Origin of the sequence: Massilia sp. Root335, from assembly GCF_001425685.1 — a bacterium.
GTDB classification, from domain to species: Bacteria; Pseudomonadota; Gammaproteobacteria; order Burkholderiales; family Burkholderiaceae_D; genus Telluria; species Telluria luteola.
Genome location: NZ_LMCY01000052.1, coordinates 111,498 through 133,910, shown reverse-complemented (window position 1 = coordinate 133,910; position 22,413 = coordinate 111,498). Strand labels below are relative to the sequence as shown.

Sequence of the window (22,413 nt, the reverse complement as noted above, 5' to 3'; positions counted from 1 at the left end):
AAATCCCTCCGGCCGATGCGGCAGGAGGGATTCCAGATGATCCGGATGGGCCGTCATTGTAACGGCCCGCGCGGATCAGCGCTTCGTGACGAGCGGTCCGGGCAACGATTCCAGGTAGGCGGCGATGTCCGCCATGTCGCGGTCGGACAGCGGCTGGGCCATGCCGGCCATGATCGGATTGCTGCGGCCATTCGCGACCTTGGTGCCGCGCTTGTAGGCGGTCAGCGCATGCACCAGGTAGTCGGCGTGCTGGCCGGCCAGCTTGGGATAGCTCGGGTCGATCGGGGTCTTGAAGTCGGCGCCGTGGCAGGACGCGCAATTGTATTTTTTCGCCAGTGCGGCGCCGTTGGCGGCGTCGCCCGAGGCCAGTGCCTGGCCGGACAGGACGAGGATTGCTGCGCCCAGGGTCAGCGCGATGATCGGTTTATTCATGGCGCGCTCCTTACTTGGACGGGGTCTGTTGCGAGTAATACGCGGCGATGTCGGCGATGTCCTGGTCGGACAGGCTGGCCGCGATGCCGTGCATGGACGGGTGATTACGGTCGCCCTTTTTATACGCGTGCAGCGCGGCCTCGATGTACTTGGCCGACTGTCCGCCGATCTTGGGGACGCGATACACCTCGGGGAAGCTGGTCTTGTAGTCGGCGATGCCGTGGCAGCCGATACACATTTCGATCTTGTTGGGTGCTGCCTTGGGATTGCCGACGACGTCGGCCGCGCCGGCCGTGCCGGCCATCGAGGCGCCGGCGGCTAGCACGAGTAAAGCTGTTGAAATTTTCATGGATGACCTATCGTTGGGTTGAATCGATAGGGCGCCTTGCGACCCGTGCGGCGGCAGCAGGTTTTTCAGACCCCCGGTACTGCGACTGCAAAACACTTGGCATTTGTGCTACGAACCGGTCGATTCTATCCGAAGAATATGGTCGAGTCCATTGGGCAGCGCAGCATGGACGACCTTCGCGCCACGCCGTTCTGTCATATACTCGTTGGCATTCCCACACGATCTGCCCAGGCCCATGCACGCATCCCGACGCTTCGAAGGCAGCGACAACTACGTCGCCACCGCCGACCTGAAACTGGCGGTCAACGCCGCCCTCACCCTCGCCAGGCCCCTGCTGATCAAGGGCGAACCCGGTACCGGCAAGACCATGCTGGCCGAGGAAGTGGCGGCCGCACTCGACATGCCGCTGCTGCAGTGGCACATCAAGTCCACGACCAAGGCCCAGCAAGGCCTGTACGAATACGACGCCGTCTCGCGCCTGCGCGATTCGCAGCTGGGGGACGAACGCGTGCGCGACATCCACAACTACATCGTCAGGGGCGTGCTGTGGCAGGCATTCACGGCGCCCGAGCCGGTCGTGCTGCTGATCGACGAGATCGACAAGGCCGACATCGAATTCCCCAACGACCTGCTGCGTGAACTGGACCGGATGGAGTTCTACGTCTACGAGACGCGCGAGATGGTCGTGGCGAAGCACCGGCCGCTCGTCATCATCACGTCGAACAACGAGAAGGACCTGCCGGACGCCTTCCTGCGCCGCTGCTTCTTCCATTACATCAAATTCCCCGACCGCGACACGATGGCGGACATCGTGAAGGTCCACTATCCGGCGCTGAAGGCCGACCTGCTGGCCGCCGCCCTGCAGAGTTTTTATGAACTGCGCGACGTGCCGGGCCTGAAGAAAAAGCCGTCGACGTCGGAATTCCTCGACTGGCTGAAGCTCCTGCTGGCCGAGGACATCCCGGTCGAGGTCCTGCGCAGCCAGGACGGCAAGGCGATCGTGCCGCCGCTGGCCGGCGCGCTGCTCAAGAACGAGCAGGACGTCGGTTTGTTCGAGCGACTGGTGGCGATGGCGAGGCACAACCGATGATCCGCGTCGATCCCGTCACCCTCGAATTCAACGGCGTGCGCCTGGAACCGCTCGGGATGCGCCACCTGGACGGCCTGCGCGCGGCAGCCGCCGATGGCGAGCTGTGGAACCTGCGCATCACGTCCGTGCCCGCACCGCACGAGACGGAAACCTATATCCGCACCGCGCTGGAAACGACCAACCGCGTCGCCTTCGCCGTCGTCGACGCATCCAGCGCCACCGTGATCGGCACCACCAGCTACCACGACATCATGCCCGCGATCGACCGCGTCGAAATCGGCTACACGTGGTACGCGAAGAGCCGCCAGCGCAGCCACGTCAACACGAGCTGCAAGCTCCTGCTGCTGTCGCACGCATTCGACACCTTGGGTTGCGCCGTCGTCGGCCTGCGCACCGATAATTTCAACTACGCGTCGCAGGCCGCCATCGAGCGGCTCGGTGCGAAGAAGGATGGCGTGATCCGCCACCATGCGCCGCGCCGCGACGGCACCGTGCGCGACACCGTCATGTACAGCATCGTGCGCGGCGAGTGGATCGAAATCAAGTCGCACCTGCATTACCGGCTCACGCGCAACGCGCAGTAACAGGAGCGCGGCATGCTGATCGACTTCTTCTTCACCCTGCGCGACGCCAGGGTCCCCGTCTCGATCAAGGAATTCCTCACGCTGCTGGAAGCGCTGCAGAAGCAGGTGATCGCGCCGTCGCTCGACGAGTTTTATTATCTCGCGCGCCTGACCCTGGTGAAGGACGAAGCCCATTTCGACAAGTTCGACCGCGCGTTCGGCGCCTTCTTCAAGGGCATCGAGACGGTGTTCGATGGCGGCGGCACCGCCGGCGCGGCCGACATCCCGCTGGATTGGCTGCTCAAGCGTCTCGAACGCGAACTGACGCCGGAACAGAAGGCGCAGCTGCAGAAGCTCGGCTACGACAAGCTGATGGAACGCCTGCAGGAACTGCTGAAGGAACAGAAGGAACGCCACGAGGGCGGCAACAAGTGGATCGGCACGGGCGGCACCTCCCCGTTCGGCAACGGCGGCACGAACCCGGAAGGCATCCGCATCGGCGGCAAAGGGGGAAACCGGTCCGCCGTGAAGGTATGGGACCAGCGCACCTACCGCGACTACGACGGCGAACGCGAGCTGGGCATCCGCAACATCAAGGTCGCGCTGCGCCGCCTGCGCCGCTTCGCGCGCCAGGGCGCGGCCGACGAACTGGCGCTGGACGAGACGATCCGCTCCACCGCCAACAACGCCGGCTGGCTCGACATCAGGATGCAGCCGGAACGGCGCAACCGCATCAAGGTGCTGATGCTGCTGGACGTGGGCGGCACGATGGACGACCACATCGAGCGCACCGAAGAATTGTTTTCGGCGGCGAAGGCCGAGTTCAAGCACATGGAGTTCTACTATTTCCACAACTGCGTCTACGACCACCTGTGGAAGAACAACCGGCGCCGCCACGCGGAACGTTTTCCGACGTGGGACGTGCTGCGCACCTACCCGTCCGACACACGCCTGATCTTCGTCGGCGACGCCACGATGAGCCCCTACGAGATCCTGGCGCCGGGCGGATCGAGCGAATACGCCAACGACGAAGCGGGCGCCGAATGGCTGGCGCGGTTCTGCCACGCGTTTCCGAAGTTCGCCTGGCTGAATCCGGAACCGGAACACCTGTGGCAGTACCGGCAGTCGATCGACATCATCCGCAGGATCATGGGCAACCGCATGTTCCCGGTGACGATGGACGGCCTCGAACGGGCGATGCGGCTCCTCAGCAAGTAACCGATGCTTGCGCCGTGCCCGCATTCGCGCGGGCACAGGGTGCCCGCCCTACGATGTTCGCATTGCCGTAGGGTGGGCACCACGTGCCCACGCGTGACGTTTGCACCCGTGCCGGCACGCGTGACGCGTGCGCCGCGCCCGCCGTACGCAATCGTGCGGACATATCCATCTTGTAGAATCGGCCGCACGTCATAACATTTTGGCAAAGGAGCCGCCATGCCGGAATTCCTGGCGATCCTGACCAGTCTCGCCTGGCCGTTCGCGATCACGGTGGCGTGGCTCGTCGGCGAATTCGGGCAGCGCTGGACAGGCCTGCCGCGCATCAGTTTTTATGGACTCGTCGGTTTCGTGCTGGCCGCGCCCCAGTTGGGGGTGCTGCCACGGCCGGAAACCGGCACGGCGCTGCTGCTGGCCGACGTCGGGTTCGGGCTGATTTTGTTCGAGCTGGGCTACCGCATCAACCTGCACTGGCTGCGCACGAATCCGTGGATCGGCGTAACCGGCGTCGTTGAGGCGGCCCTCACCTTCGTCGGCGTGTATCTCGTCGCGAACGCGTTCGGCGCGCCGCTGTTCGACCGGCTGATGCTCGCGTCGCTGTCGATGGCGACGTCGCCCGCGACCGTCGTCCGCGTGATCAACGAACAGAAAAGCTCCGGCCAGGTGACGGAACGGGCGCTGCACCTGTGCGCGCTGAACTGCGTGCTGGCCGTGTTCGCGTTCAACGCCGCCGTCGGGCTGTGGATCTTCCGCACGTCCGAGGACGTCGGCGACGCGCTGTGGAACAGCCTCGTCGTGCTGGGCGTGTCGGCCTTCACGGGCGCCGTGTTCGGACTCGTCGTGCCGGGCGTGCTGCGCCTGCTCGGCAAGCTGGCGCAGGACGCCACCGTCGCCTTCGCGCTGGCCGTGATCCTGCTCGTGGCGATCACGCATGCGCTGGGGCTGTCGCCCGTCGTCGCCGCGCTCGCGTTCGGGCTGACGGCGCGCCACCGCCGCGTCGCGTTCAGCCAGGCGCAGCGCAACTTCGGCGCGCTGGGCGAGCTGCTCACCGTCGTGCTGTTCGTGTTCGCGGCGTCCACGCTCGACTGGCGCCGCGTGTGGGCCGGCGCGCTGCTGGCCGCGGCGCTCGTGCTCGTGCGCCTGCTGGCAAAGACGGCCGGCGTGACCGCGTTCGCGCACCTCTCCGGCATCTCCTGGCGCAAGGGCGCGCTGACCGGCGTGGCGCTGACGCCGCTGTCCGTGTTCGTGGTGCTCCTGATCGAGCATGCGCGCCAGGCGGGCGTCGCGGTGGTCGAGGAGTTGCGCGCCGTGGCGGCGGTCACCATGCTGCTCGAAGTGTTCGGACCCATCATCCTGCAGCGCGCCCTCGTGTGGGCGCGCGAAGCGCCGGAGCGCAACCATGCCTCTTGAAGCCTTCGCCACATCGAAGCCGCTGACGTTCGGGGTCGAGCTGGAACTGCAGCTCGTCAGCCTGTCCGACTTCGACCTCACGCCGGCCAGCCCCGACCTGATGCACCTCCTGAAGCGCAAGCCGTTCCCCGGCAACGTCACGCCCGAGATCACGGAGAGCATGACCGAGATAAATTCGAGCGTGCAGACCGGCTACGGCGCGCTGCTGGCCGAACTGCTCGACATCCGCGACACGCTGGTCGCCGCCGGCGACGTGCTGAACATCGGCATCGCCGGCGGCGGCACGCATCCGTTCCAGCACTGGTCGGAGCAGCGCATCTCGGCCAAGCCGCGCTACCAGGAATTGTCGGCGCTGTACGGCTACCTGGCCAAACAGTTCACCGTGTTCGGCCAGCACGTGCACATCGGCTGCGCCAGCGGCGACGATGCGCTCTTTCTGCTGCACGCGCTGTCGCGCTACATCCCCCACTTCATCGCGTTGTCCGCCTCGTCCCCGTTCGTGCAGGGCCACGACAGCGGCTTCGATTCCGCGCGCCTGAATTCCGTGTCCGCCTTCCCGCTCAGCGGCCGCGCGCCGTTCACGCTCAGCTGGGATGATTTCGCCAACGTCTACTTCGCCAAGATGGCGCGCACGCGCATCATCAAGAGCATGAAGGATTTTTACTGGGACCTGCGGCCCAAGCCGGAATACGGCACGATCGAGCTGCGCGTGTGCGACACGCCCCTCACCGTCGAACGGGCCGCGGCACTGGCCGCCTATCTGCAGGCACTGTGCCGCCACCTGCTGGAGCGGAACGACGCCGCGCCGCTGGAAGACGACTACCTCGTCTACAACTACAACCGCTTCCAGGCCAGCCGCTTCGGCCTCGACGGCGTGATCACCCATCCGAAGAGCTACGAACAGGTCCCGCTGCGCGACGACATCCTCGCCACGCTCATCCTGATCGAACCGCATGCGCAGGCGCTGGGCAGCCTGGACGCGCTGCCGCACCTGGCCGCGGCGGTGCGCGACGGCGGCGACGCGAGTTACCTGCGCGGGCAGTACGAACGCCAGGGCAGCGCGGAAGGCATGGTCGACGCCGCGATCCGGCGCTTTCGCGGGCGCTGAAAAAATCTTATCCTGCATGTCGATCCGGCGGCGGCCCGTTCGTCGTAGGATCAGAGGGACGTCCTCTGCCACTCACACCAGGGAAACCGATCATGTCCACGAATACCGTCGAGCTGCACCGCGTTCTCAAATCCACCGCCGACCGCGTCTACCGTGCCTTCCTCACGCCCGCCGCCGTCGCCAAATGGCTGCCGCCGCACGGCTTTACCTGCACCGTGCACGAGCAGGACAGCCGCGTCGGCGGACGCTACAAGATGTCGTTCACGAATTTCACGACGGGCGCCAGCCATTCGTTCGGCGGCGAATACCTGGAACTGGAGCCGGGCGCGCGCCTGCGCTACACGGACGAATTCGACGATCCCAACCTGCCCGGCAAAATGCAGACGACCATTCTGCTCCGCGAGGTGTTCTGCGGCGTCGAAGTGAAGGTCAAGCAGGAAGGCATTCCCGCCGCGATTCCCGTGGAGCTCTGCTATCTCGGCTGGCAGGAATCGCTCCAGCTCCTCGCGCAACTCGTCGAGCCCGAGATCAAGGACTGATCAGCCGTGCACGGCGCGCGCGTCGCCCGGCGCCTGGGCGCGGTCGTGCATGCCGTAGTCGCGCACGACGGCGGCCACGCGCAGGCGATAGTCGCGGAAGATGCCGGCGCGGCCCGCCGTCTGCGCCGCCCGGTGCCCGGGCAGCGTGCGCCAGCGCTCGACCGCCTCCTCGTCGCGCCAGAACGACAGCGACAGGATGCGTTCCGGCCGCGCCAGCGAAGCAAAACGTTCGATCGAGATGAAGCCGTCGATCGCTTCCAGTTCGGGACGCAGCGCGGCGGCCGCGTCGAGGTAGTCCTGGCGCCGGGCGGGGTCCGGCTCGACCTCGAAGATCACGGCGATCATGGCAACGCTCCCGCGACCGGCCCGGCGACGTTGTCGAGGAACGTGCGTTCCTCGCGCAGGATGAAGCGCTGTTCGTGCGCGAATGCGAAGTTGGCGCGTGCCTCGCCATCTTCCTTCAGGCGCAGCCGGTAGGCTTCGTAGGCGGCCAGGCTGTCGAAGCCGACGAGGCCCCACGCCTCGTAGTTCGTGCCCTCGTGCGGCAGGAAGTAGCCGAGCAGGCGGCCGCCCAGCCGGGGAATGATGCGGCCCCAGTTCTCGGCATAGCGGCGGAAGGCGTCGCGCTGGACGGGATCGATCTCGTAGCGGATGAAACAGGTGATGGGCATGGTGGCGCTCCTCGTTTGTGTGAAACACCACTGTAGCCGCTGGCCCTTGCTTGACGCTTCGGCTAAGATCGAAGCATGAGGGACGGACCCAACATCGCGAATATCGCCGCACTGATCGGCGACCATGCGCGCGCCGAAGTGCTCAACGTGCTGATGAGCGGCATGGCGCTGACCGCAACGGAACTGGCCGACGCCGCCGGCGTCACGCGCCAGACGATCAGCACGCACCTGGCCAAGCTGCGCGACGCCGGCCTGCTGACCGTCGAGGCGCAGGGGCGGCACCGCTATTTCCGCATCGCCGACGCCGACGTCGCCCACCTGCTCGAATCCATGATGGGCATCGCGTTCGGCACGGGCGCGGTGCGCGTGCGCTCCGGCCCGCGCGAGCCGGCGCTGCGCAAGGCGCGCGTCTGCTACGACCATCTCGCGGGCGAACTCGGGGTGCTCGTCTACGCGGGCCTGGCACGGCGCGGCGCGTTCGCGCTGGATGCCGGCGACGTGACGCTCACGGACGCCGGCCGCGCCCTCGTCGCGCAACTCGGCATCGATCCGTTGCCCTCCGCGTCGCGCCGGCCGCTGTGCCGTCATTGCCTGGACTGGAGCGAGCGCCGCCATCACCTGGCCGGCGCCCTCGGGACGGCGCTGCTGGACCGCTTCCAGCAACTGGGCTGGGCGCGCCGCGTGCCGGATTCGCGCGTGCTCGCATTCAGCGCGGACGGCGAGGCGGCGCTCAAGGCCTGGCTGGGCTGACCTCGGTACGCGGACGAACGCAAGCGGAATCCGTCGCCTATTGACGGACCAGCGCCATGAAGCCCGCCGCCACCAGGACCATGCCGCCGGCCGAGCCGTCGATCAGCCGGCGCCGCGTGTCGCTGAGCCGGCCCCGTCCGACCCGGCCCAGGGCAAAACACAGCGCGTAGTACACGACCGCGCACCAGAACAGGAAGGCCGCCGACAGGACGATCGCCTGCAGCGTCGCATTGCCGCCCTGCCGGTCCATGAACTGGGGCAGGATGGCGATATAGACCATCATTCCTTTCGGGTTGAGCAGCGAGGTCAGGAATCCCTTGTAGAGCTGGTTGCCGGCCTGTCCGTGGGGAACGACGAGATCGCCGGGGCGCAGCGCTGCCCGGATCAGTTTACAGGCCAGGTAGATCAGGTACGTGATGCCGGCCCACCGGATCGCCTCGAACAGGATCGGTGACGCCGCGACCACGGCGGCGAGGCCGAGCGCCACCAGAAGGGAATGGACGCAATATCCGGACAACACGCCCGTCGTGGCGCGGAGCCCGGCCGGCGTCCCGCCCGAAACCGCCTGGGAAGCGATGAACAGCATGTCCGGGCCGGGCGTACAGACCAACGGCAGCACGGTTGCGGAAAACAGCAGGAGCGTATGGGTATTCATGCCCAAAGATTACTGCGTCGTGAAGAAAATGTGCTCCCTAACCATTGCCCAAAAGTTGATGGATCAGGCAATATCTTCCGAATGGATGACTATGACCGAAAGATTCTTGCGCAACTCCAGCAGGACGGGCGACTTTCCCTCACCGACCTGGGCGAACGCATCGGGTTGAGCCTGTCGCCCTGCCACCGGCGCGTACGGGCCCTGGAAGAGGCGGGGGTGATTTCCGACTACCGGGCGACCATCGATCCGGCGGCCGTGGGACTCAATTTCTCGGCCATCGTGTTCGTCACGCTGCGCGCGACCGACAGGGACAGCGTGCGCACGTTCGAGGAATCCGTCCCGGGCGTGCCTGAAATCATCCAGGCGCAGCGCCTGTTCGGCGATCCGGACTACATCCTGAACGTGATCACGACGGACCTGGCGGCATTCCAGAAGCTGTACGACGACAGCCTGTCGACGTTGCCGAACGTATTGCGGCTGACCTCGACCCTCGTGATGAAAAACATCGTCCAGGGCCGGCCGTTGCCGCTGTGATTACAGCCGCGTCTCGCGCGCCGCGCGCAGGAACTCGTCCAGCACGGGCGTGCAGTCGAGCAGGTCGCCGCCGGTGGCGCGGTGGAATTCCGGATGCCACTGCAGGCCCATCACGAACGGGGCGCGCTGGTAGCGGATCGCCTCGACGACGCCGTCCGGCTCCGACATCGCTTCCACGTGGATGTCGCGCCCCAGGTCCTTGACGGCCTGGTGGTGGATCGAATTCACGACGGCGTGCTCGTGCTTGGGAAACATCTTGCGCAGCGACGATCCCTGCGGGAACACGATCGCGTGGCGGTGGGCGTCGTAGACGTCGTGCACGTGCGGCTGGGCGCCGGGGACGTTCGTCGCGACGTCCTGGTACAAGGTGCCGCCGAACGCGACGTTGATCAGCTGGCAGCCGCGGCAGATGCCCAGCACGGGCTTGCCGGCGTCGACGAATTCGTGCAGCAGTTCCAGTTCGTAGACGTCGCGCGCGCGGTCGCCGCTCCACTCGGGCCGGGTCGGCGTTTCGGAATACGTCATCGGCGACACGTCCGCCCCGCCCTGCAGCACGAGGCCGTCCAGGTGGCGCGCGTAATGACGCATCGTGATGTTGCTGGGGTGGAGCAGCCCGTTCGTGTTCACGGTCGGCACCATGAACACGAGCACGTCGCGCGACATCACCCATTGCGCGATCGATTCCTCGAGATATTGCAGGTTCTTGCTGCGCAGGCCCGTCGCGCCCGCTTCCGGATGGAAGATGCGGGCAGAGACGCCGATGCGCAGCGTGCGCCGCATGAAGTCGCGATTGAATTTATCGGCCAGCGCGCGCCAGCGCGAGCGCAGCACGCGGCCGGCCAGGTTCAGCGCCGTGTCGTCCGTGCGCAGGTAGCGCGACCCGCCGCCCGCGGCGCGCCGGTCGGGCACGCGCGGCGGTCCCGACGGGCCGTCCTCCGGCGCGTCGGATGCGGTCGCGGGTTCGCCAGGTTTGTTAGCGTGCTTGTCATTGTCCAAAGCCATGATCTCAATATATCCTTGCGACGGTCGCGCACGATTCGGATTTAGAAAAAATGTCGTTTTGTTACGAAATCTCGCCCCGCCGCCCCATATGAACAGGATGCCGGGATGCAGCCGTCTTGGCAATCCGTGCAATGAGCACTTGCAAACTTGCGCTTAACAGGCAAAAATACTGTATTTCCATACAGTTGTTTCGCCAGCACCCCGTATTCCGCCCCCCGGTACAAAGCGCATCCTGGGGCGTGAAGTCGCTTATTTTCCGCCCGACAAGATAGAATGCGCAGCATTCGAATGATTGAAGATCAAGCATGGCCACCAAGAAACCCGCACCCGATTACAGCGAATCATCCATCCGCGTCCTGAAAGGACTGGAGCCCGTCAAGCAGCGTCCGGGCATGTACACGCGCACCGAGAATCCGCTGCACATCATCCAGGAAGTGATCGACAACGCCTCGGACGAGGCGCTCGGCGGCTACTGCAAGAACATCGATGTGACGATGAATGCGGACGGCTCGATCACCGTCGAGGACGACGGCCGCGGCATTCCCGTCGGCCTGCATCCGGAAGAAGGCGTGTCCACGGTCGAGATCGTGTTCACCCGCCTCCACGCCGGCGGCAAGTTCGACAAGGGCTCGGGCGGCGCGTACGCGTTCTCGGGCGGCCTGCACGGCGTGGGCGTGTCCGTCACCAACGCGCTGTCCAGGCGCCTCGAGATCACCGTCTGGCGCCGCGACGACCAGGGCAACGGCCAGCACCGCCTGGTGTTCGCCGACGGCGACGTGATCGAGCCGCTGACCTCCAGCCCCGCGGACCGCGGCGGCAAGAAGAACGGCACGCGCGTCACCGCCTGGCCGGACGGCAAATACTTCGATTCGCCGAACATCCCGATGAACGACCTGCAGCGCCTGCTGCGCTCGAAGGCCGTGCTGCTGCCGGGCGTGACCGTCACGCTCACCAACGGCAAGACGGGCGACGTCCAGACCTGGCGCTACGACGAAGGCCTGCGCGGCTACCTGACCGAAGCGCTGTCGCAGACGGCGGGCGGCGGCCAGACCTTGATCCCGCTGTTCGAAGGCGCGCAATACGCGGCCGCGGGCGATGAAGGCTTTGCCGAAGGCGAAGGCGCGGCGTGGGTCGTCGCGTGGACGGAAGAAGGCGCCGTGGTGCGCGAATCGTACGTCAACCTGATCCCGACGCCGAGCGGCGGCACGCACGAATCCGGCCTGCGCGACGGCCTGTTCGGCGCCGTGAAGGGCTTCGTCGAGATGCACTCGCTGCTGCCGAAAGGCGTCAAGCTGCTGCCGGAAGACGTGTTCGCGCGCGTCTCGTTCGTGCTGTCGGCAAAAGTGCTGGACCCGCAGTTCCAGGGCCAGACGAAGGAACGCCTGAACTCGCGCGACGCGGTGAAACTCGTGTCGACGTTCACCAAGCCGCCGCTCGAACTGTGGCTGAACCAGCACGTCGAATATGGCCGCAAGCTGGCGGAACTCGTCATCAAGCAGGCGCAGTCCCGCCTGCGTTCGCTGCAGAAGGTCGAGAAGAAAAAATCGTCCGGCGTCGCCGTCCTGCCGGGCAAGCTGACCGACTGCGAATCGACGGACATCACCCGCAACGAACTGTTCCTCGTCGAGGGCGACTCGGCGGGCGGCTCCGCCAAGATGGGCCGCGACAAGGAATTCCAGGCCATCCTGCCGCTGCGCGGCAAGGTGCTGAACACGTGGGAGACGGACCGCGACCGCCTGTTCGCGAACAACGAGATCCACGACATCGCCGTGGCGATCGGCGTCGACCCGCACGGCGCGGACGACAGCCCGGACCTGACCGGCCTGCGCTACGGGAAGATCTGCATCCTGTCCGATGCGGACGTGGACGGCTCGCACATCCAGGTCCTGCTCCTGACCCTGTTCTTCAAGCACTTCCCGGCCCTTTTTAAAAACGGCCACGTGTGCGTCGCGCGCCCGCCGCTGTACCGGGTGGACGTGCCGGCACGGGGCAAGAAGCCGATCCAGAAGCTGTATGCGCTGGACGATGGCGAGTTGCTGGCCATCGAGGACAAGCTGAAGAAAGAAGGCCTCAAGGAAGGCGTGTGGAGCATCTCCCGCTTCAAGGGCCTGGGCGAGATGAACGCCGAACAGCTGTGGGAAACCACGATGAACCCGGACACCCGCCGCCTGCTGCCGGTGGCCTTCGGCGACTACGGCCTGGCCGAATCGTCGGCGCGCTTCAATATGCTGATGGGTAAAGGCGAAGCCGCGGCCCGTCGTGCGTGGCTCGAGGAACACGGGAACGAGACGGAAGCGGACATCTGATAACGGACGCGCCGCATGAAATTGGGTCCCTGCCTTCGCAGGGACGACGTATCGAGTGCGTTGGCTTTAAAACCGTCGTTCCCGCGCAGGCGGGAACCCAAGTTTGCATGAACGAACAACACATATGACCCAAGCAAGCCTCTTCGAACAAACCACTCCCCCCAGCGGCGGCGGCGATGACGCCGAGACGCTGACCCTGTCCACCTTCGCGGAGCGCGCGTACCTGGACTATGCCGTGTCGGTCGTGAAAGGCCGCGCGCTGCCGGACGTGTCGGACGGCCAGAAGCCCGTCCAGCGCCGCATCCTGTACTCGATGAACGAACTGGGCCTCGGCCCGACGGCGAAGCCGCGCAAGTCCGCGACCGTCGTCGGCGACGTGCTCGGCAAGCTGCACCCGCACGGCGACCAGTCGGTGTACGACGCCCTCGTGCGCATGGCCCAGGATTTTTCGCTGCGCTACCCGCTGATCGACGGCCAGGGCAACTTCGGCTCGCGCGACGGCGACGGCGCCGCGGCGATGCGTTACACGGAAGCGCGCCTGACGCCGGTGTCGCGCCTGCTGCTCGACGAGATCGACATGGGCACCGTCGACTTCCAGCCGAACTACGACGGTTCGAGCGAGGAACCGCGCACCCTGCCCGCGCGCCTGCCGATGCTGCTGCTGAACGGCGCGTCCGGCATCGCGGTCGGCATGGCCACCGAGATCCCGTCGCACAACCTGCGCGAAGTGGCCACCGCCGCCGTGGCGATGATCCGCAATCCCAAGATCACGCACGCCGAGCTGATGACCATGATGCCCGGTCCGGACTATCCGGGCGGCGGTCAGATCATCACGCCGGCGTCCGCCATCGCCGACATGTACGCATCGGGCCGCGGTTCGATGAAGGTGCGCGCGCGCTGGAAGATCGAGGAACTGGCGCGCGGCCAGTGGCAGGCCGTCGTCACCGAGCTGCCGCCGGGCGTGTCGTCGCAGCGCGTGCTGGAAGAGATCGAAGAACTCACGAACCCGAAGATCAAGGTCGGCAAGAAGACCCTGCTGCCCGACCAGTTGACGCTGAAGCAGACGATCCTCGGCGCGCTGGATGCCGTGCGCGACGAATCGGGCCGCGAGGCGCCGGTGCGCCTCGTGTTCGAGCCGAAGTCGAAGAACCAGGACCAGACGGAATTCATGCTGATGCTGCTGGCGCACACGTCGCTGGAAACGTCGAGCCCGATCAACCTCGTGATGATCGGCGGCGACGGCCGGCCGCGCCAGAAGGGCCTGTCCGAGATCCTGCAGGAATGGGTCGAGTACCGCTTCGTGACGGTCCGCCGCCGCACCGAATTCAAGCTGGGCAAGGTCAACGACCGCATCCACATCCTGGAAGGCCGCGAGACCGTCCTGCTGAACATCGATGAAGTCATCCACATCATCCGCAACTCGGACGAGCCGAAGGCCGCGCTGATGGATCGCTTCAGGCTGTCCGAGCGCCAGGCCGAGGACATCCTCGAGATCCGCCTGCGCCAGCTGGCGCGCCTGGAAGCGATCAAGATCCAGCAGGAGCTGGCCGAGCTGCGCGGCGAAAAGGAAAAGCTGGAAGACATCCTCAACAACCCGTCGTCGATGAAGCGCCTGATCATCCGCGAAATCGAATCGGATTCGAAGCAGTACGGCGACGACCGCCGCACGCTGATCGAGGAAGCGCAGAAGGCCGTGGCCGAGCAGAAGATCGTCGACGAGCCGGTGACCGTCATCGTGTCCGAAAAAGGCTGGGTGCGCGCACGCACGGGCGTCGGCCACGACCCGGCCCAGTTCACGTTCAAGGCCGGCGACTCGCTGTACGGCGCGTTCGAGTGCCGCACCGTCGACACGCTGCTGTGCGTCGGCGACAACGGTAAGGTCTATTCCGTGCCCGTCGCCGCGCTGCCCGGCGCGCGCGGGGACGGCGTGCCCATCACGACGCTCGTCGACCTGTCCGGCGGCGGTCGTATCCTGTACTACTTCGCCGGCAATGGCGACACGCGCCTGCTGCTCGCGTCGTCGACCGGCTTCGGCTTCATCACGAAGGCCGGCGACATGATCACGCGCCTGAAGGGCGGCAAATCGTTCATCACGCTGGACGACGGCGCGGTGCCGCTGCCGCCGCGCGTCGTGCCGGACAATGCGGGCGCCATCGCCTGCCTGTCCGAGAAGGGCCGCGTGCTGGTGTTCGGCATCGACGAGATGAAGGTGCTGACCAACGGCGGCCGCGGCGTGATCCTGATGGCGCTGGACGCGAAGGAAACGCTGCTGGCCGTCCAGCCGATCAGCCAGAAGGGCCTGAACGTGGTCGGCACCTGGGCCGGCGACAAGCCGCGCACCGTGGAGCTGTTCGCGTCCGGCCTGGAGCCGCACTTCGGCAAGCGCGCCAACAAGGGCAAGCCGTTGTCGGCGAAGCTCAAGGCCAAAGACCTGGCCATGCGCACCACCGGCGAAGGTTCCTGATCGTCGCCCCGGCGCAGGCCTTTTGATCGTCGCCCCGGCGCTGGCCTTTTGATCGTCGCCCCGGCGCAGGCCTTTTGATCGTCGCCCCGGCGCAGGCCGGGGCCCAAGTTCGTAACCGATCACGCAAACTTGGGTCCCCGCCTGCGCGGGGATGACGGAAGGCTTACTGGTGCGCCTGGCGCAGGCGCGTCGACTGTGATCTCCGCCTCGGCGGCTTCGACGGAAGGCTTACTGGTGCGCGTGGCGCAGGCGCGACTCCAGCGTGGCCGCGTCGAAGCCGCTGCCGCTGCGCGAGCCGTCCGCGAAATAAATCGTCGGCGTGCCCTGCACGTGCAGCTTGCGGCCAAGCGCCAGCACCTGCTCGTTCGGCGTGACACAGGCGGCAGGCGCGCCGGGAGCCGGTTTCGCCTCCGTCATCCACTGCTGCCAGGCGAGCGAACGGTCGGGCGCGCACCAGATGTTCTTCGACTTGGCGGCCGAATCGTCCGACAGGATATTCAGCAGGAACGTGTAGACGGTCACGTTGTCGATCTCGCCCAGCGTCTTGTGCAGCTTGCGGCAGTACGGGCAGTTCGGATCCTCGAACACGGCCATCACGCGCTGGCCGTTGCCCTTGACGGTCTTGATCGCCATCTCCAGCGGCAGGTCGGCGAAGCGGATCGCCGCCAGCTCGTCGGCGCGCGCGCGCGTGAGGTCCTGCAGCGTCGTGAGGTCGACGATCTTCCCCACGAACATATAGCGCGCATTCGCATCCGTATAAAAGATGTCGGCGCCCGCGCGTATCTCGTACAGGCCGCCGTAGCCGGTCTTGCTGACCGCGTCGACCTTCACATTGCTGCCCATGCGCGGCTCCACCAGTTTGTGGACGCGCGCCTCGTCCGGCGTTTCGGCCTGCGCCCAAGCCGTCACGGCCAGCGCGGCGGCCAGCGCCATGATGTTTTTCATCGTCTCGCTCCAGAATATCGTTACTCCGCCCCAGCCATCAGGCGGCTCGCGCATGACTGCGCGCGTTCGTTGCGGCCCTGCTCCAGCACCGCGCCGTGCACCCGGCGCGCGCGCAGCTCGTTCGAATCCACTTCCTCGGCGCCGGGCGGCGCGCGCATCTTGCGCCAGTCCTCCAGTGCGCTCATGCACTCGCCGTCGGCGGCGCCGAACCAGGCTTGCGCCGCGGTCGTGCCCAGCATGCGCTCGCGCAGGTGGGCCCGCTCCTGCTGCCAGGCCAGCATTTGCGCCACCTGCTGGTCGCTCAGGCCGGACGGGTCGGGCCGGGTGAAGCGCACCTGCGCGCGCAATTCCTTTTCGGCTTGCAGATAACGCTGGTAGGCGTCGGCGAGGTCGCCGGCCTGGCCGCGTGCCGGCGGCGCGAGGCGGCTGTTCAGGTAAGCGTGCAATTGGGCGGCGCCGCCGGGCTGCGCCAGGTAGCCGTCGAACAGCGTGCGCAACGCGGGGTCGACCCGCAGGTTGCCGGCACCGTCCGTCAATGACGTGTCGTCCACGCTGCCCGGCACATGCTCGGCGGCGACGCCGCCCGGACCGACCGGCCCATCCCAGCCGGCGCGCTGCGCGGCGGGGGCCGCAGCAGGCGCCGCGCCCCCGCCGCGCAGCCAGACCACCGACCCGGCACCGATCGCCGCCGCGGCAATGCACGCCAGGCCGATCGCCGTTTTACTGTCGAACAGTGAAGCCATGACGCTCAAGGCTTCTTGCGCAGCGACTGGATATCGGGAACGACGGTGCCCGGCACGGCGGCCGCATTCTCGTCCACCGGCGCGGCGTAGCGCACCGCGGCCTTCCAGTCGGTGCCGGCGCGCTTCCAGGCATCGACGACAAAATAGGACCGGGCCGCGTCGCCTTCGGCGAGCGTCCACTTGAAGCTCACGAGCATCAGGTCGCCATACTCGTGTACCGCCATCTGGGCAACCGACGCATGCATCGCCGGCTGCCGGGACCACTGGCCCAGGGCATCGGCTAGCGCGGTGGGGACACCGGGGACAGGGCTTGAGCGGATCTCGAAATCGTCCGTGACGTAGCGCCTGATCGCCTGGGCGTCATGGCGCTGGATGGCATCGAACCAGTCGTTTTCAAGCTTGGTGAAGATGAGGACATTGCGGGTCGGCGTCACGACCGCACCGCGGCCGCTCGGCGTCGCCTGCTCCGCCGCGAGCGCGCCGCCGAACGCCGCCAGCATGCTTAGCGCAATCAGGAATCGATTCATATGCTCGACACAAAAGGAAGAATGCAGAAAGAAAGGCAGCGGCCGCGGACGTGTCCACGGCCGCCGCGTACTCAGCTCAGGATGCGATTCAAGCAGCCGCCGCTCAGGGGTAATGCTGCACGCAACGCTGGGTGCTGGCAATCAGCCAGTTCTGCTGGATCAGATACTTCATCGTGCCGAACGTCTGGTTGTACTTGGCGCCGTTCGATGCGGTCGACGTCGTGCCGAAGTTCCAGGCGCACTTGTCGGCATTCTCCTGCCCGTCGAGGTTCGAATACCAGGCGTTCAAGGCCGGATCGGTCGTCGCCTCTTCCACTTCGTGCGCCAGCACGCTCGCCGCGCCGTCCGCGCCCGGCGTATTGTTCGGGCTCGGGCTGGTGGCGCCGCAAGACGACGCGCACTGGGTTTCCGCATTGCCCACGAAGGCGTACTTGATGTCCTTGCCGCTGATCGTGGTGTGGTCGTGCCATCCGCAATATTGCGTGCAGAAACCGGACGTCGCGGTGGTCGAATGGTCGGTCAGCACCACATAGATGCCGTTCGCGTCGGCCGGCAATTTGCCCGACGTGATCGCATCGGACACGATCGACGCGATATTCGCGTCGCTCAGCTGGGTACCGTAGGTGCCGCTGTTGGTCGTGGTGCCGGCAAGGGCCAGGCTGTTCTGCACAGTCGCGCCGGCGGCGTTGTAATACGTGGTGTTGATGTTGAAGTAAGGCGAACCGCCGAGATGCTGGCCGATGTTGGTCAGCACGTTCTGCGACGCGGCATCCCATTGCGAACCGTACCAGATGTAGTACAGGTTCTTGGGCGCGGTCATCACCGGTCCGCCGTGATAGGACAGGTTGCTCCGCGTGCCGGCACCGCCGCCTGCCTTCCCGTTCGATGCCGCGGTAGCGACGTTGTCGAGTTCGCCCCAACCCTTGCCGGTAGGCCTGAATTGGGAGTTCGGCGTTTCTTTTACGGTCTGGGCATGCGCTGCGAACGCATAGGCGAGGCTGACGGTCAACAGGCTGAGTTTGCGGCTTAATTTCATTATTTTTCCTTCATAAAGGTTTTTATAGAAATGCGCCCGTATAGGGCTGTCCAGCGACCGCCTGCCAGGCTTGTGGCCTGGGCGGGCGACCTATCCCAGCGACGGACGTGACACGTCCCGGCGCTCGAATGCCTTGCAAACTCCGCCCAGCGATCCCGCGGCGGAATTCATCGATTCAGTAAGGTGGTGGATCAGCGCAGGCGTAATCGCACATGCGCTCGCGAAGCGTGGAGGACAAACCGATGCGGACAGACTGGCGAACTTTGCATCGTCCAACTCCTCCGATGGAATTTGTAATGAAATGTAAGCAAAGTGTTGAGAAACCGAGTGTACGCAGACACAGATGGGCTCGCAAGAAGCGCAACATTACAAATATTTAATGTTCATAAAAACAACAATGAGCAAAAAACATGAGCAAAATCAAAGGCTAATCAACTTTTATATGCATGCACAAAACGCACCGCAACGCGGGCGTCGCCCGGGCCACGAAACGGACCGCCAATGAAAAACGGACCCGCACGCGGGTCCGTTTTCGATGCTGCGGACGGGTCGCCCCGTCCCTGCGGGAGGCCGGTTACTTGGCGGCGTCCTTGTGCGCTTCGGCCGCGGCTTCGGCGCGCTTTTCGTTGGCCTTGGCGTGGGCCTTGGCTTTATCGGCGTTGGCGTCCACGATCTTCTTCTGGGCCTTTTCATCGGCCTTGATCATGGTCTTCTGGGCGTCGTAATTGGCGTCGGCGGTCTTTTCCTCGGCCTTGGCGCTGGCCTTGGCCTTGTCTTCCGGATCAGCCTTGGCGACCTTCTCGTTGGCCTTGGCGATCTTCTTCTCGGCCTTGCCCTGTGCCTTGGCCTTCTTCTCGTTGGCCTTGGCGGTGGCCTTGCTGATCTTCTCGTCCTGCTTCGAGACCTCCTTGGCTTCCTTCTCGTCCGCCTTGTTGATCTTCTTGTCGGCCTTGGCGTCGCCGGTCGACGTCATGCCGGCGGTGCCGCTCTGGCCCGACGACATCGTCGTGTCGGTGGTCGTGACCGGGGTCGCCGGTGCGGTCGCGGTCTGCGCATAGACCGAGGTGGCGAACAGGCCGGCGATCAGGGTAGCGAGCAGTTTATTCATGGTGGTTCTCCTGAAGTGAGTATGGTGAGAAGGCGCAACGACGCGCCGTATGTTTTTGTTAACTCGAGCCATCAGAATAGGCTTCGGCGGTCCGGCGCTCTGTTCGCCAGCGCACGCAGTACATACCGGCCACCATCCAATTTGTGACCAGATCTTTCTGCCATCAAGAACCGCTGCCGTCCGTCCCGTGCGCGCGTGCGGCCGCTTTCGCGGCGCCCTTGCGCTTCGATTCGGCGCGTTTCTTCTCGGTCGCCCTGGACGAGCTTTCCGTCTTCATGCGGCTGCCCGGCACGTCCTTCACGGCGCGCGCGTTCGCCTTCATGACTTCGGTCTCGGCCTTCGTGCCGGGCGCGCCGCGTCCGCCGGTGGCCGGCGCGTCGGCCGCCGTGCTGTCGGGCGCCGTCGTGTTGGTCGCCTGGGCATTCACATTGTCGGCCTTGCCGCGCGCCGGGTTGATCACGGCCGTGCTCTTGCCGACGACCCTGCCCGCGCGGTCGACGCCGGCCGCCTGCCGTCCCGTGTCGCCGTGCTTCGAGCGCGTATTGGCCGTGCCGTCCGTGCGCAGGCCGGTGCCGGACACGCCCGCGGCGGTGGTGTTGTTGCCGGATACGGCCTGGCCGATCGGCGGCGTGCCGGCGGTGGTCTGCGCCCAGGCCGACGAAGCCAGCAGGGCGCACGCGAGGGTGGAGAGGAATTTGTTCATGATGGTCCCGTTTCGTATGGTGCATGTCGAAACGAGGATAGGAGGGGCGCCCCCGTATATCTGTTCGGGAGCGCACCCAGGCGAAGCGTTACGCGATTACCGCTTGCTGGCCGGGCCGGCGTACAGGTCGATGATGTCGCTGATGCCGTCCTGGCAGACCGGACAGAACTGCTCGCTGCGGTCGAACATGATGCACTGCATGGCCGGACGGTAATAGCCGGTCGCCTCGTAATTCGCCCCTTCGAACGCGCCGATCGCCTTGCGGTACCTGGCTTGCGCGAACAAGGCGTTCGTGTGCGCCAGGTCGTCCCGGAACAGCGCGTTCATCTCCGCTTCCGGCCGGTTCGCCGCCCGCAACGCCGCGCGCTTTTTCTGGTAGGCGCGCGAATACGCTTCGTACTCGGCCTTGGGCCACGGCGTCGGCAGCGGCGTGCCCGCCTGCACGTACTTCTTCCATTTCAGGTGGGCCGGATCGCGCAGCGCCGTCACGTTCGGCTCCCACGGCTCCATGCGCGCGCCGCTGGACTGGTAGGCGACGGGCGACGTGTAGTACTCGTCGGCCAGGCCGGCGAAGTGGTGGCCGAACTCGTGCACGAACAGGTAGTTGGCCCAGTCGTTATTCGCCGCCGCCGTGCTGAACTGGCCGAAGATGCCGCCACCGCCATACGTATCGTTGTTGACGAGGATCTCGATGAATTCGTAGGGCGCGTACTGGGCGATGTCGCGCAGCGCACGATTGTCGAGGGTCAGCACATAGCGTTCGCTGCCGAAGATGTCGTAGCGCGTGCCCAATGCAGATGCGTGGTGCACGCCCGTCGACGGCCGCGACACCCCCGATTCCTGCGTCGGCACCGCCAGCGCCCACACGTTGAAATCGTTCGCGCGCTCCTTGAACGGCGACACCTCGAACAGGTGTTGCGCCAGGCGGCGCACGGCGGCCTCGAATTTCGGCATCTCGGCCTGCGTATAGCCGTCGCCCAGCACGAGCAGGTCGACCTTGTGCGGCGACGGGCCGCTGACCCGGATCGGAATCGGCTTTGCCGGCGCCGGTCCCTGCGCGCGCACGACGTCCTGCGCATCCGGGTCGACGTCGACGCTCCACGCGACGGAAAACTGGTTGCGCTCGTCGCGCTTCAGGATGCGCACGCGCACCGGGCGGTCCGGCTTCGGGAAGCGCACGGATTCGTGGAAGCCGCGGCTGAGTGTGTTGGCTTCCGCGGTCGACTTCCACTCGCCGAACACGGTGGAAAAGTCGCGCGAATACAGCAGGTCGCCCGTCTTCGCATCGGCCACCTCGACGCGGTTGTTGCCGCGGTTGGTGTCGTCGAACGGGCGCGCCATGTCGCCCGGCCACGGCAGCGGTTCGATCAGCACGCGCTCGATGGCGTACTGTTCGGACAGCGCGTTGCCACTGTGGATGTAGTCGAGGCGGACGGTGGCGGGCTGGGTTGCCTGGGCAAGGGCCAGCGCCGGGAAGGCCCAGGCGGCCAGCAGGCGCAGTATCGATCGGTACATGAGGTCTCGATTCTTCATCAATGCGCCGCGGCCACGGCATTGTCGGCCTTCGGCAGGTCCCTCAGCAAGCTTTGCAGATTGCCGTCGATGCTGGCATAGGCGCTGCGCACCTGGGTCAGCGCCTTGAGCATCTCGTGCGGCGTCGCCGTGCCGATTTCCAGGTCGCTCATCATGTCCGTCATGCGCGGACCGTCGACGAAATGCGTGCCGCCGCCGGTCGACAGCGCCTGCACGTCGCGGATATCGGCATAGGCCGTCACATAGCGTTGCAACTGCTCGTCGGCCATCCACGTGACGGCCTGGTTGGCCACGGCGGCATCCCACGCTTCGTGACGCAGCGACGGCACCGTGATGCTGAGAACGAGTCCCGGCTTCCAGTCCGTCTGGAAGCGCGCCATCAACGCATCGTCGGCCACCTTGTCGCGGATGCCCTGCAGCAGTTCGGAACGAACCTTCTTGACCTGCGCCAGATCGCGCTCGTTATGCGCGAGCACGTCGTTGATTTCCCTGGCGTTGGCCCGCAATTCGGCCTCGATCTTCTCGCTGGCCTCGTGGGCGAGCTGCCGATGGTCAAATGCCTGGAAGGTGTGCTCGAGCGCCAGGGCGGTCAGGATACTGATGACGATCATCACGTATTCGCCGCCGAATTCCTTCAGGCGCTTTGATTTCGGAACTTCGAAGTGCATGGTCATACCCTGCGAAAGAAATAAACGTGCAATCTAGCGCAGGTTTGGCTTACTGACAATCA

At 65.7% G+C, this 22,413-nt stretch carries 24 protein-coding genes; 10 read left to right on the top strand and 14 right to left on the bottom strand.

The genetic code is table 11. The features are described from left to right. Positions 1–75: 75 nt before the first annotated feature. Positions 76–432, bottom strand: coding sequence for a cytochrome c (locus tag ASC93_RS27250; protein WP_056450146.1), 357 nt, complete (start codon positions 430–432; stop codon positions 76–78). Between the two features lie 10 nt (positions 433–442). Beyond that, positions 443–781 (bottom strand): cytochrome c, encoded by a 339-nt coding sequence (locus ASC93_RS27245; RefSeq protein WP_056450144.1) that lies wholly within the window; start codon positions 779–781, stop codon positions 443–445. A 235-nt stretch (positions 782–1,016) separates the two neighbouring features. Here ASC93_RS27245 and ASC93_RS27240 point away from each other — a divergent pair, with 235 nt between their 5' ends. The 6 genes from ASC93_RS27240 (at position 1,017) to ASC93_RS27215 (ending at position 6,706) form a co-directional block, all read left to right on the top strand. Then, positions 1,017–1,871 (top strand): MoxR family ATPase, encoded by an 855-nt coding sequence (locus tag ASC93_RS27240; RefSeq protein ID WP_056450142.1) that lies wholly within the window; start codon positions 1,017–1,019, stop codon positions 1,869–1,871. Beyond that, a complete protein-coding gene (locus ASC93_RS27235) occupies positions 1,868–2,455 on the top strand; it encodes a GNAT family N-acetyltransferase (RefSeq protein WP_056450140.1) in 588 nt (195 codons plus the stop codon). Before ASC93_RS27240 ends, ASC93_RS27235 begins: the two co-directional genes overlap by 4 nt. A 12-nt stretch (positions 2,456–2,467) precedes the next feature. Further along, positions 2,468–3,652, top strand: coding sequence for a VWA domain-containing protein (locus ASC93_RS27230; protein ID WP_056450138.1), 1,185 nt, complete (start codon positions 2,468–2,470; stop codon positions 3,650–3,652). 216 nt (positions 3,653–3,868) lie between these two features. Continuing rightward, entirely contained in the window at positions 3,869–5,059 is a 1,191-nt protein-coding gene (locus ASC93_RS27225) for a cation:proton antiporter (RefSeq protein WP_056450136.1), read from the top strand. Next, positions 5,049–6,167: a YbdK family carboxylate-amine ligase gene (locus ASC93_RS27220; protein ID WP_056450134.1), complete on the top strand. Its 1,119-nt coding sequence runs from the start codon at positions 5,049–5,051 to the stop codon at positions 6,165–6,167. The genes ASC93_RS27225 and ASC93_RS27220 overlap by 11 nt, the downstream gene beginning before the upstream one ends. Before the next feature lie 92 nt (positions 6,168–6,259). Then, positions 6,260–6,706, top strand: coding sequence for an SRPBCC family protein (locus ASC93_RS27215; protein ID WP_056450132.1), 447 nt, complete (start codon positions 6,260–6,262; stop codon positions 6,704–6,706). On the opposite strand, the gene ASC93_RS27210 is transcribed toward ASC93_RS27215, so the two are convergent. Further along, on the bottom strand, positions 6,707–7,051 hold the full coding sequence (locus tag ASC93_RS27210) for an antibiotic biosynthesis monooxygenase (protein ID WP_056450130.1): 345 nt from the start codon (positions 7,049–7,051) through the stop codon (positions 6,707–6,709). After that, the gene (locus tag ASC93_RS27205; protein ID WP_056450128.1) at positions 7,048–7,377 is read right to left on the bottom strand and encodes an NIPSNAP family protein; all 330 of its coding nucleotides are present in this window, start codon (positions 7,375–7,377) and stop codon (positions 7,048–7,050) included. The genes ASC93_RS27210 and ASC93_RS27205 overlap by 4 nt, the downstream gene beginning before the upstream one ends. Positions 7,378–7,452: 75 nt before the next feature. Here ASC93_RS27205 and ASC93_RS27200 point away from each other — a divergent pair, with 75 nt between their 5' ends. Beyond that, a complete protein-coding gene (locus ASC93_RS27200; RefSeq protein ID WP_056450126.1) occupies positions 7,453–8,127 on the top strand; it encodes a helix-turn-helix transcriptional regulator in 675 nt (224 codons plus the stop codon). A 37-nt stretch (positions 8,128–8,164) separates the two neighbouring features. Here the strand turns inward: ASC93_RS27200 and ASC93_RS27195 are convergent, their stop codons facing one another. Continuing rightward, on the bottom strand, positions 8,165–8,782 hold the full coding sequence (locus tag ASC93_RS27195) for a LysE family translocator (RefSeq protein ID WP_056450124.1): 618 nt from the start codon (positions 8,780–8,782) through the stop codon (positions 8,165–8,167). 81 nt (positions 8,783–8,863) lie between these two features. On the opposite strand from ASC93_RS27195, the gene ASC93_RS27190 reads away from it, so the two are divergent. Then, positions 8,864–9,316, top strand: coding sequence for an Lrp/AsnC family transcriptional regulator (locus ASC93_RS27190; protein ID WP_056450121.1), 453 nt, complete (start codon positions 8,864–8,866; stop codon positions 9,314–9,316). Here the strand turns inward: ASC93_RS27190 and ASC93_RS27185 are convergent, their stop codons facing one another. Further along, positions 9,317–10,318 carry a gamma-glutamyl-gamma-aminobutyrate hydrolase family protein gene (locus ASC93_RS27185; RefSeq protein WP_082548377.1) on the bottom strand — a complete coding sequence of 334 codons (1,002 nt, stop codon included), beginning with the start codon at positions 10,316–10,318 and terminating at the stop codon, positions 9,317–9,319. A 305-nt stretch (positions 10,319–10,623) separates the two neighbouring features. On the opposite strand from ASC93_RS27185, the gene ASC93_RS27180 reads away from it, so the two are divergent. Both ASC93_RS27180 and parC read left to right on the top strand, forming a co-directional pair. After that, positions 10,624–12,624 carry a DNA topoisomerase IV subunit B gene (locus ASC93_RS27180; RefSeq protein ID WP_056450119.1) on the top strand — a complete coding sequence of 667 codons (2,001 nt, stop codon included), beginning with the start codon at positions 10,624–10,626 and terminating at the stop codon, positions 12,622–12,624. A 124-nt stretch (positions 12,625–12,748) separates the two neighbouring features. After that, positions 12,749–15,088 carry a DNA topoisomerase IV subunit A gene (parC, locus tag ASC93_RS27175; protein ID WP_056450117.1) on the top strand — a complete coding sequence of 780 codons (2,340 nt, stop codon included), beginning with the start codon at positions 12,749–12,751 and terminating at the stop codon, positions 15,086–15,088. 228 nt (positions 15,089–15,316) lie between these two features. On the opposite strand, the gene ASC93_RS27170 is transcribed toward parC, so the two are convergent. The 8 genes from ASC93_RS27170 to ASC93_RS27135 form a co-directional block, all read right to left on the bottom strand. After that, a complete protein-coding gene (locus ASC93_RS27170) occupies positions 15,317–16,033 on the bottom strand; it encodes a DsbC family protein (RefSeq protein WP_229412886.1) in 717 nt (238 codons plus the stop codon). A gap of 20 nt (positions 16,034–16,053) precedes the next feature. Beyond that, entirely contained in the window at positions 16,054–16,776 is a 723-nt protein-coding gene (locus ASC93_RS27165; protein ID WP_056450115.1) for a hypothetical protein, read from the bottom strand. A gap of 5 nt (positions 16,777–16,781) precedes the next feature. Then, positions 16,782–17,303 carry a nuclear transport factor 2 family protein gene (locus ASC93_RS27160; RefSeq protein WP_082548376.1) on the bottom strand — a complete coding sequence of 174 codons (522 nt, stop codon included), beginning with the start codon at positions 17,301–17,303 and terminating at the stop codon, positions 16,782–16,784. Positions 17,304–17,406: 103 nt separating this feature from the next. Then, positions 17,407–18,339, bottom strand: a complete 933-nt coding sequence (locus ASC93_RS27155; protein WP_056450112.1) for a hypothetical protein — start codon at positions 18,337–18,339, stop codon at positions 17,407–17,409. Between the two features lie 574 nt (positions 18,340–18,913). Then, a complete protein-coding gene (locus ASC93_RS27150; protein WP_056450109.1) occupies positions 18,914–19,447 on the bottom strand; it encodes a hypothetical protein in 534 nt (177 codons plus the stop codon). 163 nt (positions 19,448–19,610) lie between these two features. After that, positions 19,611–20,150: a hypothetical protein gene (locus ASC93_RS27145; protein WP_056450107.1), complete on the bottom strand. Its 540-nt coding sequence runs from the start codon at positions 20,148–20,150 to the stop codon at positions 19,611–19,613. A gap of 96 nt (positions 20,151–20,246) precedes the next feature. Then, positions 20,247–21,665 carry an IgA Peptidase M64 gene (locus ASC93_RS27140; RefSeq protein WP_056450105.1) on the bottom strand — a complete coding sequence of 473 codons (1,419 nt, stop codon included), beginning with the start codon at positions 21,663–21,665 and terminating at the stop codon, positions 20,247–20,249. A gap of 17 nt (positions 21,666–21,682) precedes the next feature. After that, positions 21,683–22,351, bottom strand: a complete 669-nt coding sequence (locus ASC93_RS27135; protein ID WP_056450175.1) for a hypothetical protein — start codon at positions 22,349–22,351, stop codon at positions 21,683–21,685. Between the last annotated feature and the right edge of the window lie 62 nt (positions 22,352–22,413).

Bases quoted from the DNA above. Each gene is read 5' to 3' on its own strand.
- ASC93_RS27250 (WP_056450146.1), bottom strand. From the start codon at position 432: ATGAATAAACCGATCATCGCGCTGACCCTGGGCGCAGCAATCCTCGTC.
- ASC93_RS27245 (WP_056450144.1), bottom strand. From the start codon at position 781: ATGAAAATTTCAACAGCTTTACTCGTGCTAGCCGCCGGCGCCTCGATG.
- ASC93_RS27240 (WP_056450142.1), top strand. From the start codon at position 1,017: ATGCACGCATCCCGACGCTTCGAAGGCAGCGACAACTACGTCGCCACC.
- ASC93_RS27235 (WP_056450140.1), top strand. From the start codon at position 1,868: ATGATCCGCGTCGATCCCGTCACCCTCGAATTCAACGGCGTGCGCCTG.
- ASC93_RS27230 (WP_056450138.1), top strand. From the start codon at position 2,468: ATGCTGATCGACTTCTTCTTCACCCTGCGCGACGCCAGGGTCCCCGTC.
- ASC93_RS27225 (WP_056450136.1), top strand. From the start codon at position 3,869: ATGCCGGAATTCCTGGCGATCCTGACCAGTCTCGCCTGGCCGTTCGCG.
- ASC93_RS27220 (WP_056450134.1), top strand. From the start codon at position 5,049: ATGCCTCTTGAAGCCTTCGCCACATCGAAGCCGCTGACGTTCGGGGTC.
- ASC93_RS27215 (WP_056450132.1), top strand. From the start codon at position 6,260: ATGTCCACGAATACCGTCGAGCTGCACCGCGTTCTCAAATCCACCGCC.
- ASC93_RS27210 (WP_056450130.1), bottom strand. From the start codon at position 7,051: ATGATCGCCGTGATCTTCGAGGTCGAGCCGGACCCCGCCCGGCGCCAG.
- ASC93_RS27205 (WP_056450128.1), bottom strand. From the start codon at position 7,377: ATGCCCATCACCTGTTTCATCCGCTACGAGATCGATCCCGTCCAGCGC.
- ASC93_RS27200 (WP_056450126.1), top strand. From the start codon at position 7,453: ATGAGGGACGGACCCAACATCGCGAATATCGCCGCACTGATCGGCGAC.
- ASC93_RS27195 (WP_056450124.1), bottom strand. From the start codon at position 8,782: ATGAATACCCATACGCTCCTGCTGTTTTCCGCAACCGTGCTGCCGTTG.
- ASC93_RS27190 (WP_056450121.1), top strand. From the start codon at position 8,864: ATGGATGACTATGACCGAAAGATTCTTGCGCAACTCCAGCAGGACGGG.
- ASC93_RS27185 (WP_082548377.1), bottom strand. From the start codon at position 10,318: ATGGCTTTGGACAATGACAAGCACGCTAACAAACCTGGCGAACCCGCG.
- ASC93_RS27180 (WP_056450119.1), top strand. From the start codon at position 10,624: ATGGCCACCAAGAAACCCGCACCCGATTACAGCGAATCATCCATCCGC.
- parC (WP_056450117.1), top strand. From the start codon at position 12,749: ATGACCCAAGCAAGCCTCTTCGAACAAACCACTCCCCCCAGCGGCGGC.
- ASC93_RS27170 (WP_229412886.1), bottom strand. From the start codon at position 16,033: ATGAAAAACATCATGGCGCTGGCCGCCGCGCTGGCCGTGACGGCTTGG.
- ASC93_RS27165 (WP_056450115.1), bottom strand. From the start codon at position 16,776: ATGGCTTCACTGTTCGACAGTAAAACGGCGATCGGCCTGGCGTGCATT.
- ASC93_RS27160 (WP_082548376.1), bottom strand. From the start codon at position 17,303: ATGAATCGATTCCTGATTGCGCTAAGCATGCTGGCGGCGTTCGGCGGC.
- ASC93_RS27155 (WP_056450112.1), bottom strand. From the start codon at position 18,339: ATGAAATTAAGCCGCAAACTCAGCCTGTTGACCGTCAGCCTCGCCTAT.
- ASC93_RS27150 (WP_056450109.1), bottom strand. From the start codon at position 19,447: ATGAATAAACTGCTCGCTACCCTGATCGCCGGCCTGTTCGCCACCTCG.
- ASC93_RS27145 (WP_056450107.1), bottom strand. From the start codon at position 20,150: ATGAACAAATTCCTCTCCACCCTCGCGTGCGCCCTGCTGGCTTCGTCG.
- ASC93_RS27140 (WP_056450105.1), bottom strand. From the start codon at position 21,665: ATGTACCGATCGATACTGCGCCTGCTGGCCGCCTGGGCCTTCCCGGCG.
- ASC93_RS27135 (WP_056450175.1), bottom strand. From the start codon at position 22,351: ATGCACTTCGAAGTTCCGAAATCAAAGCGCCTGAAGGAATTCGGCGGC.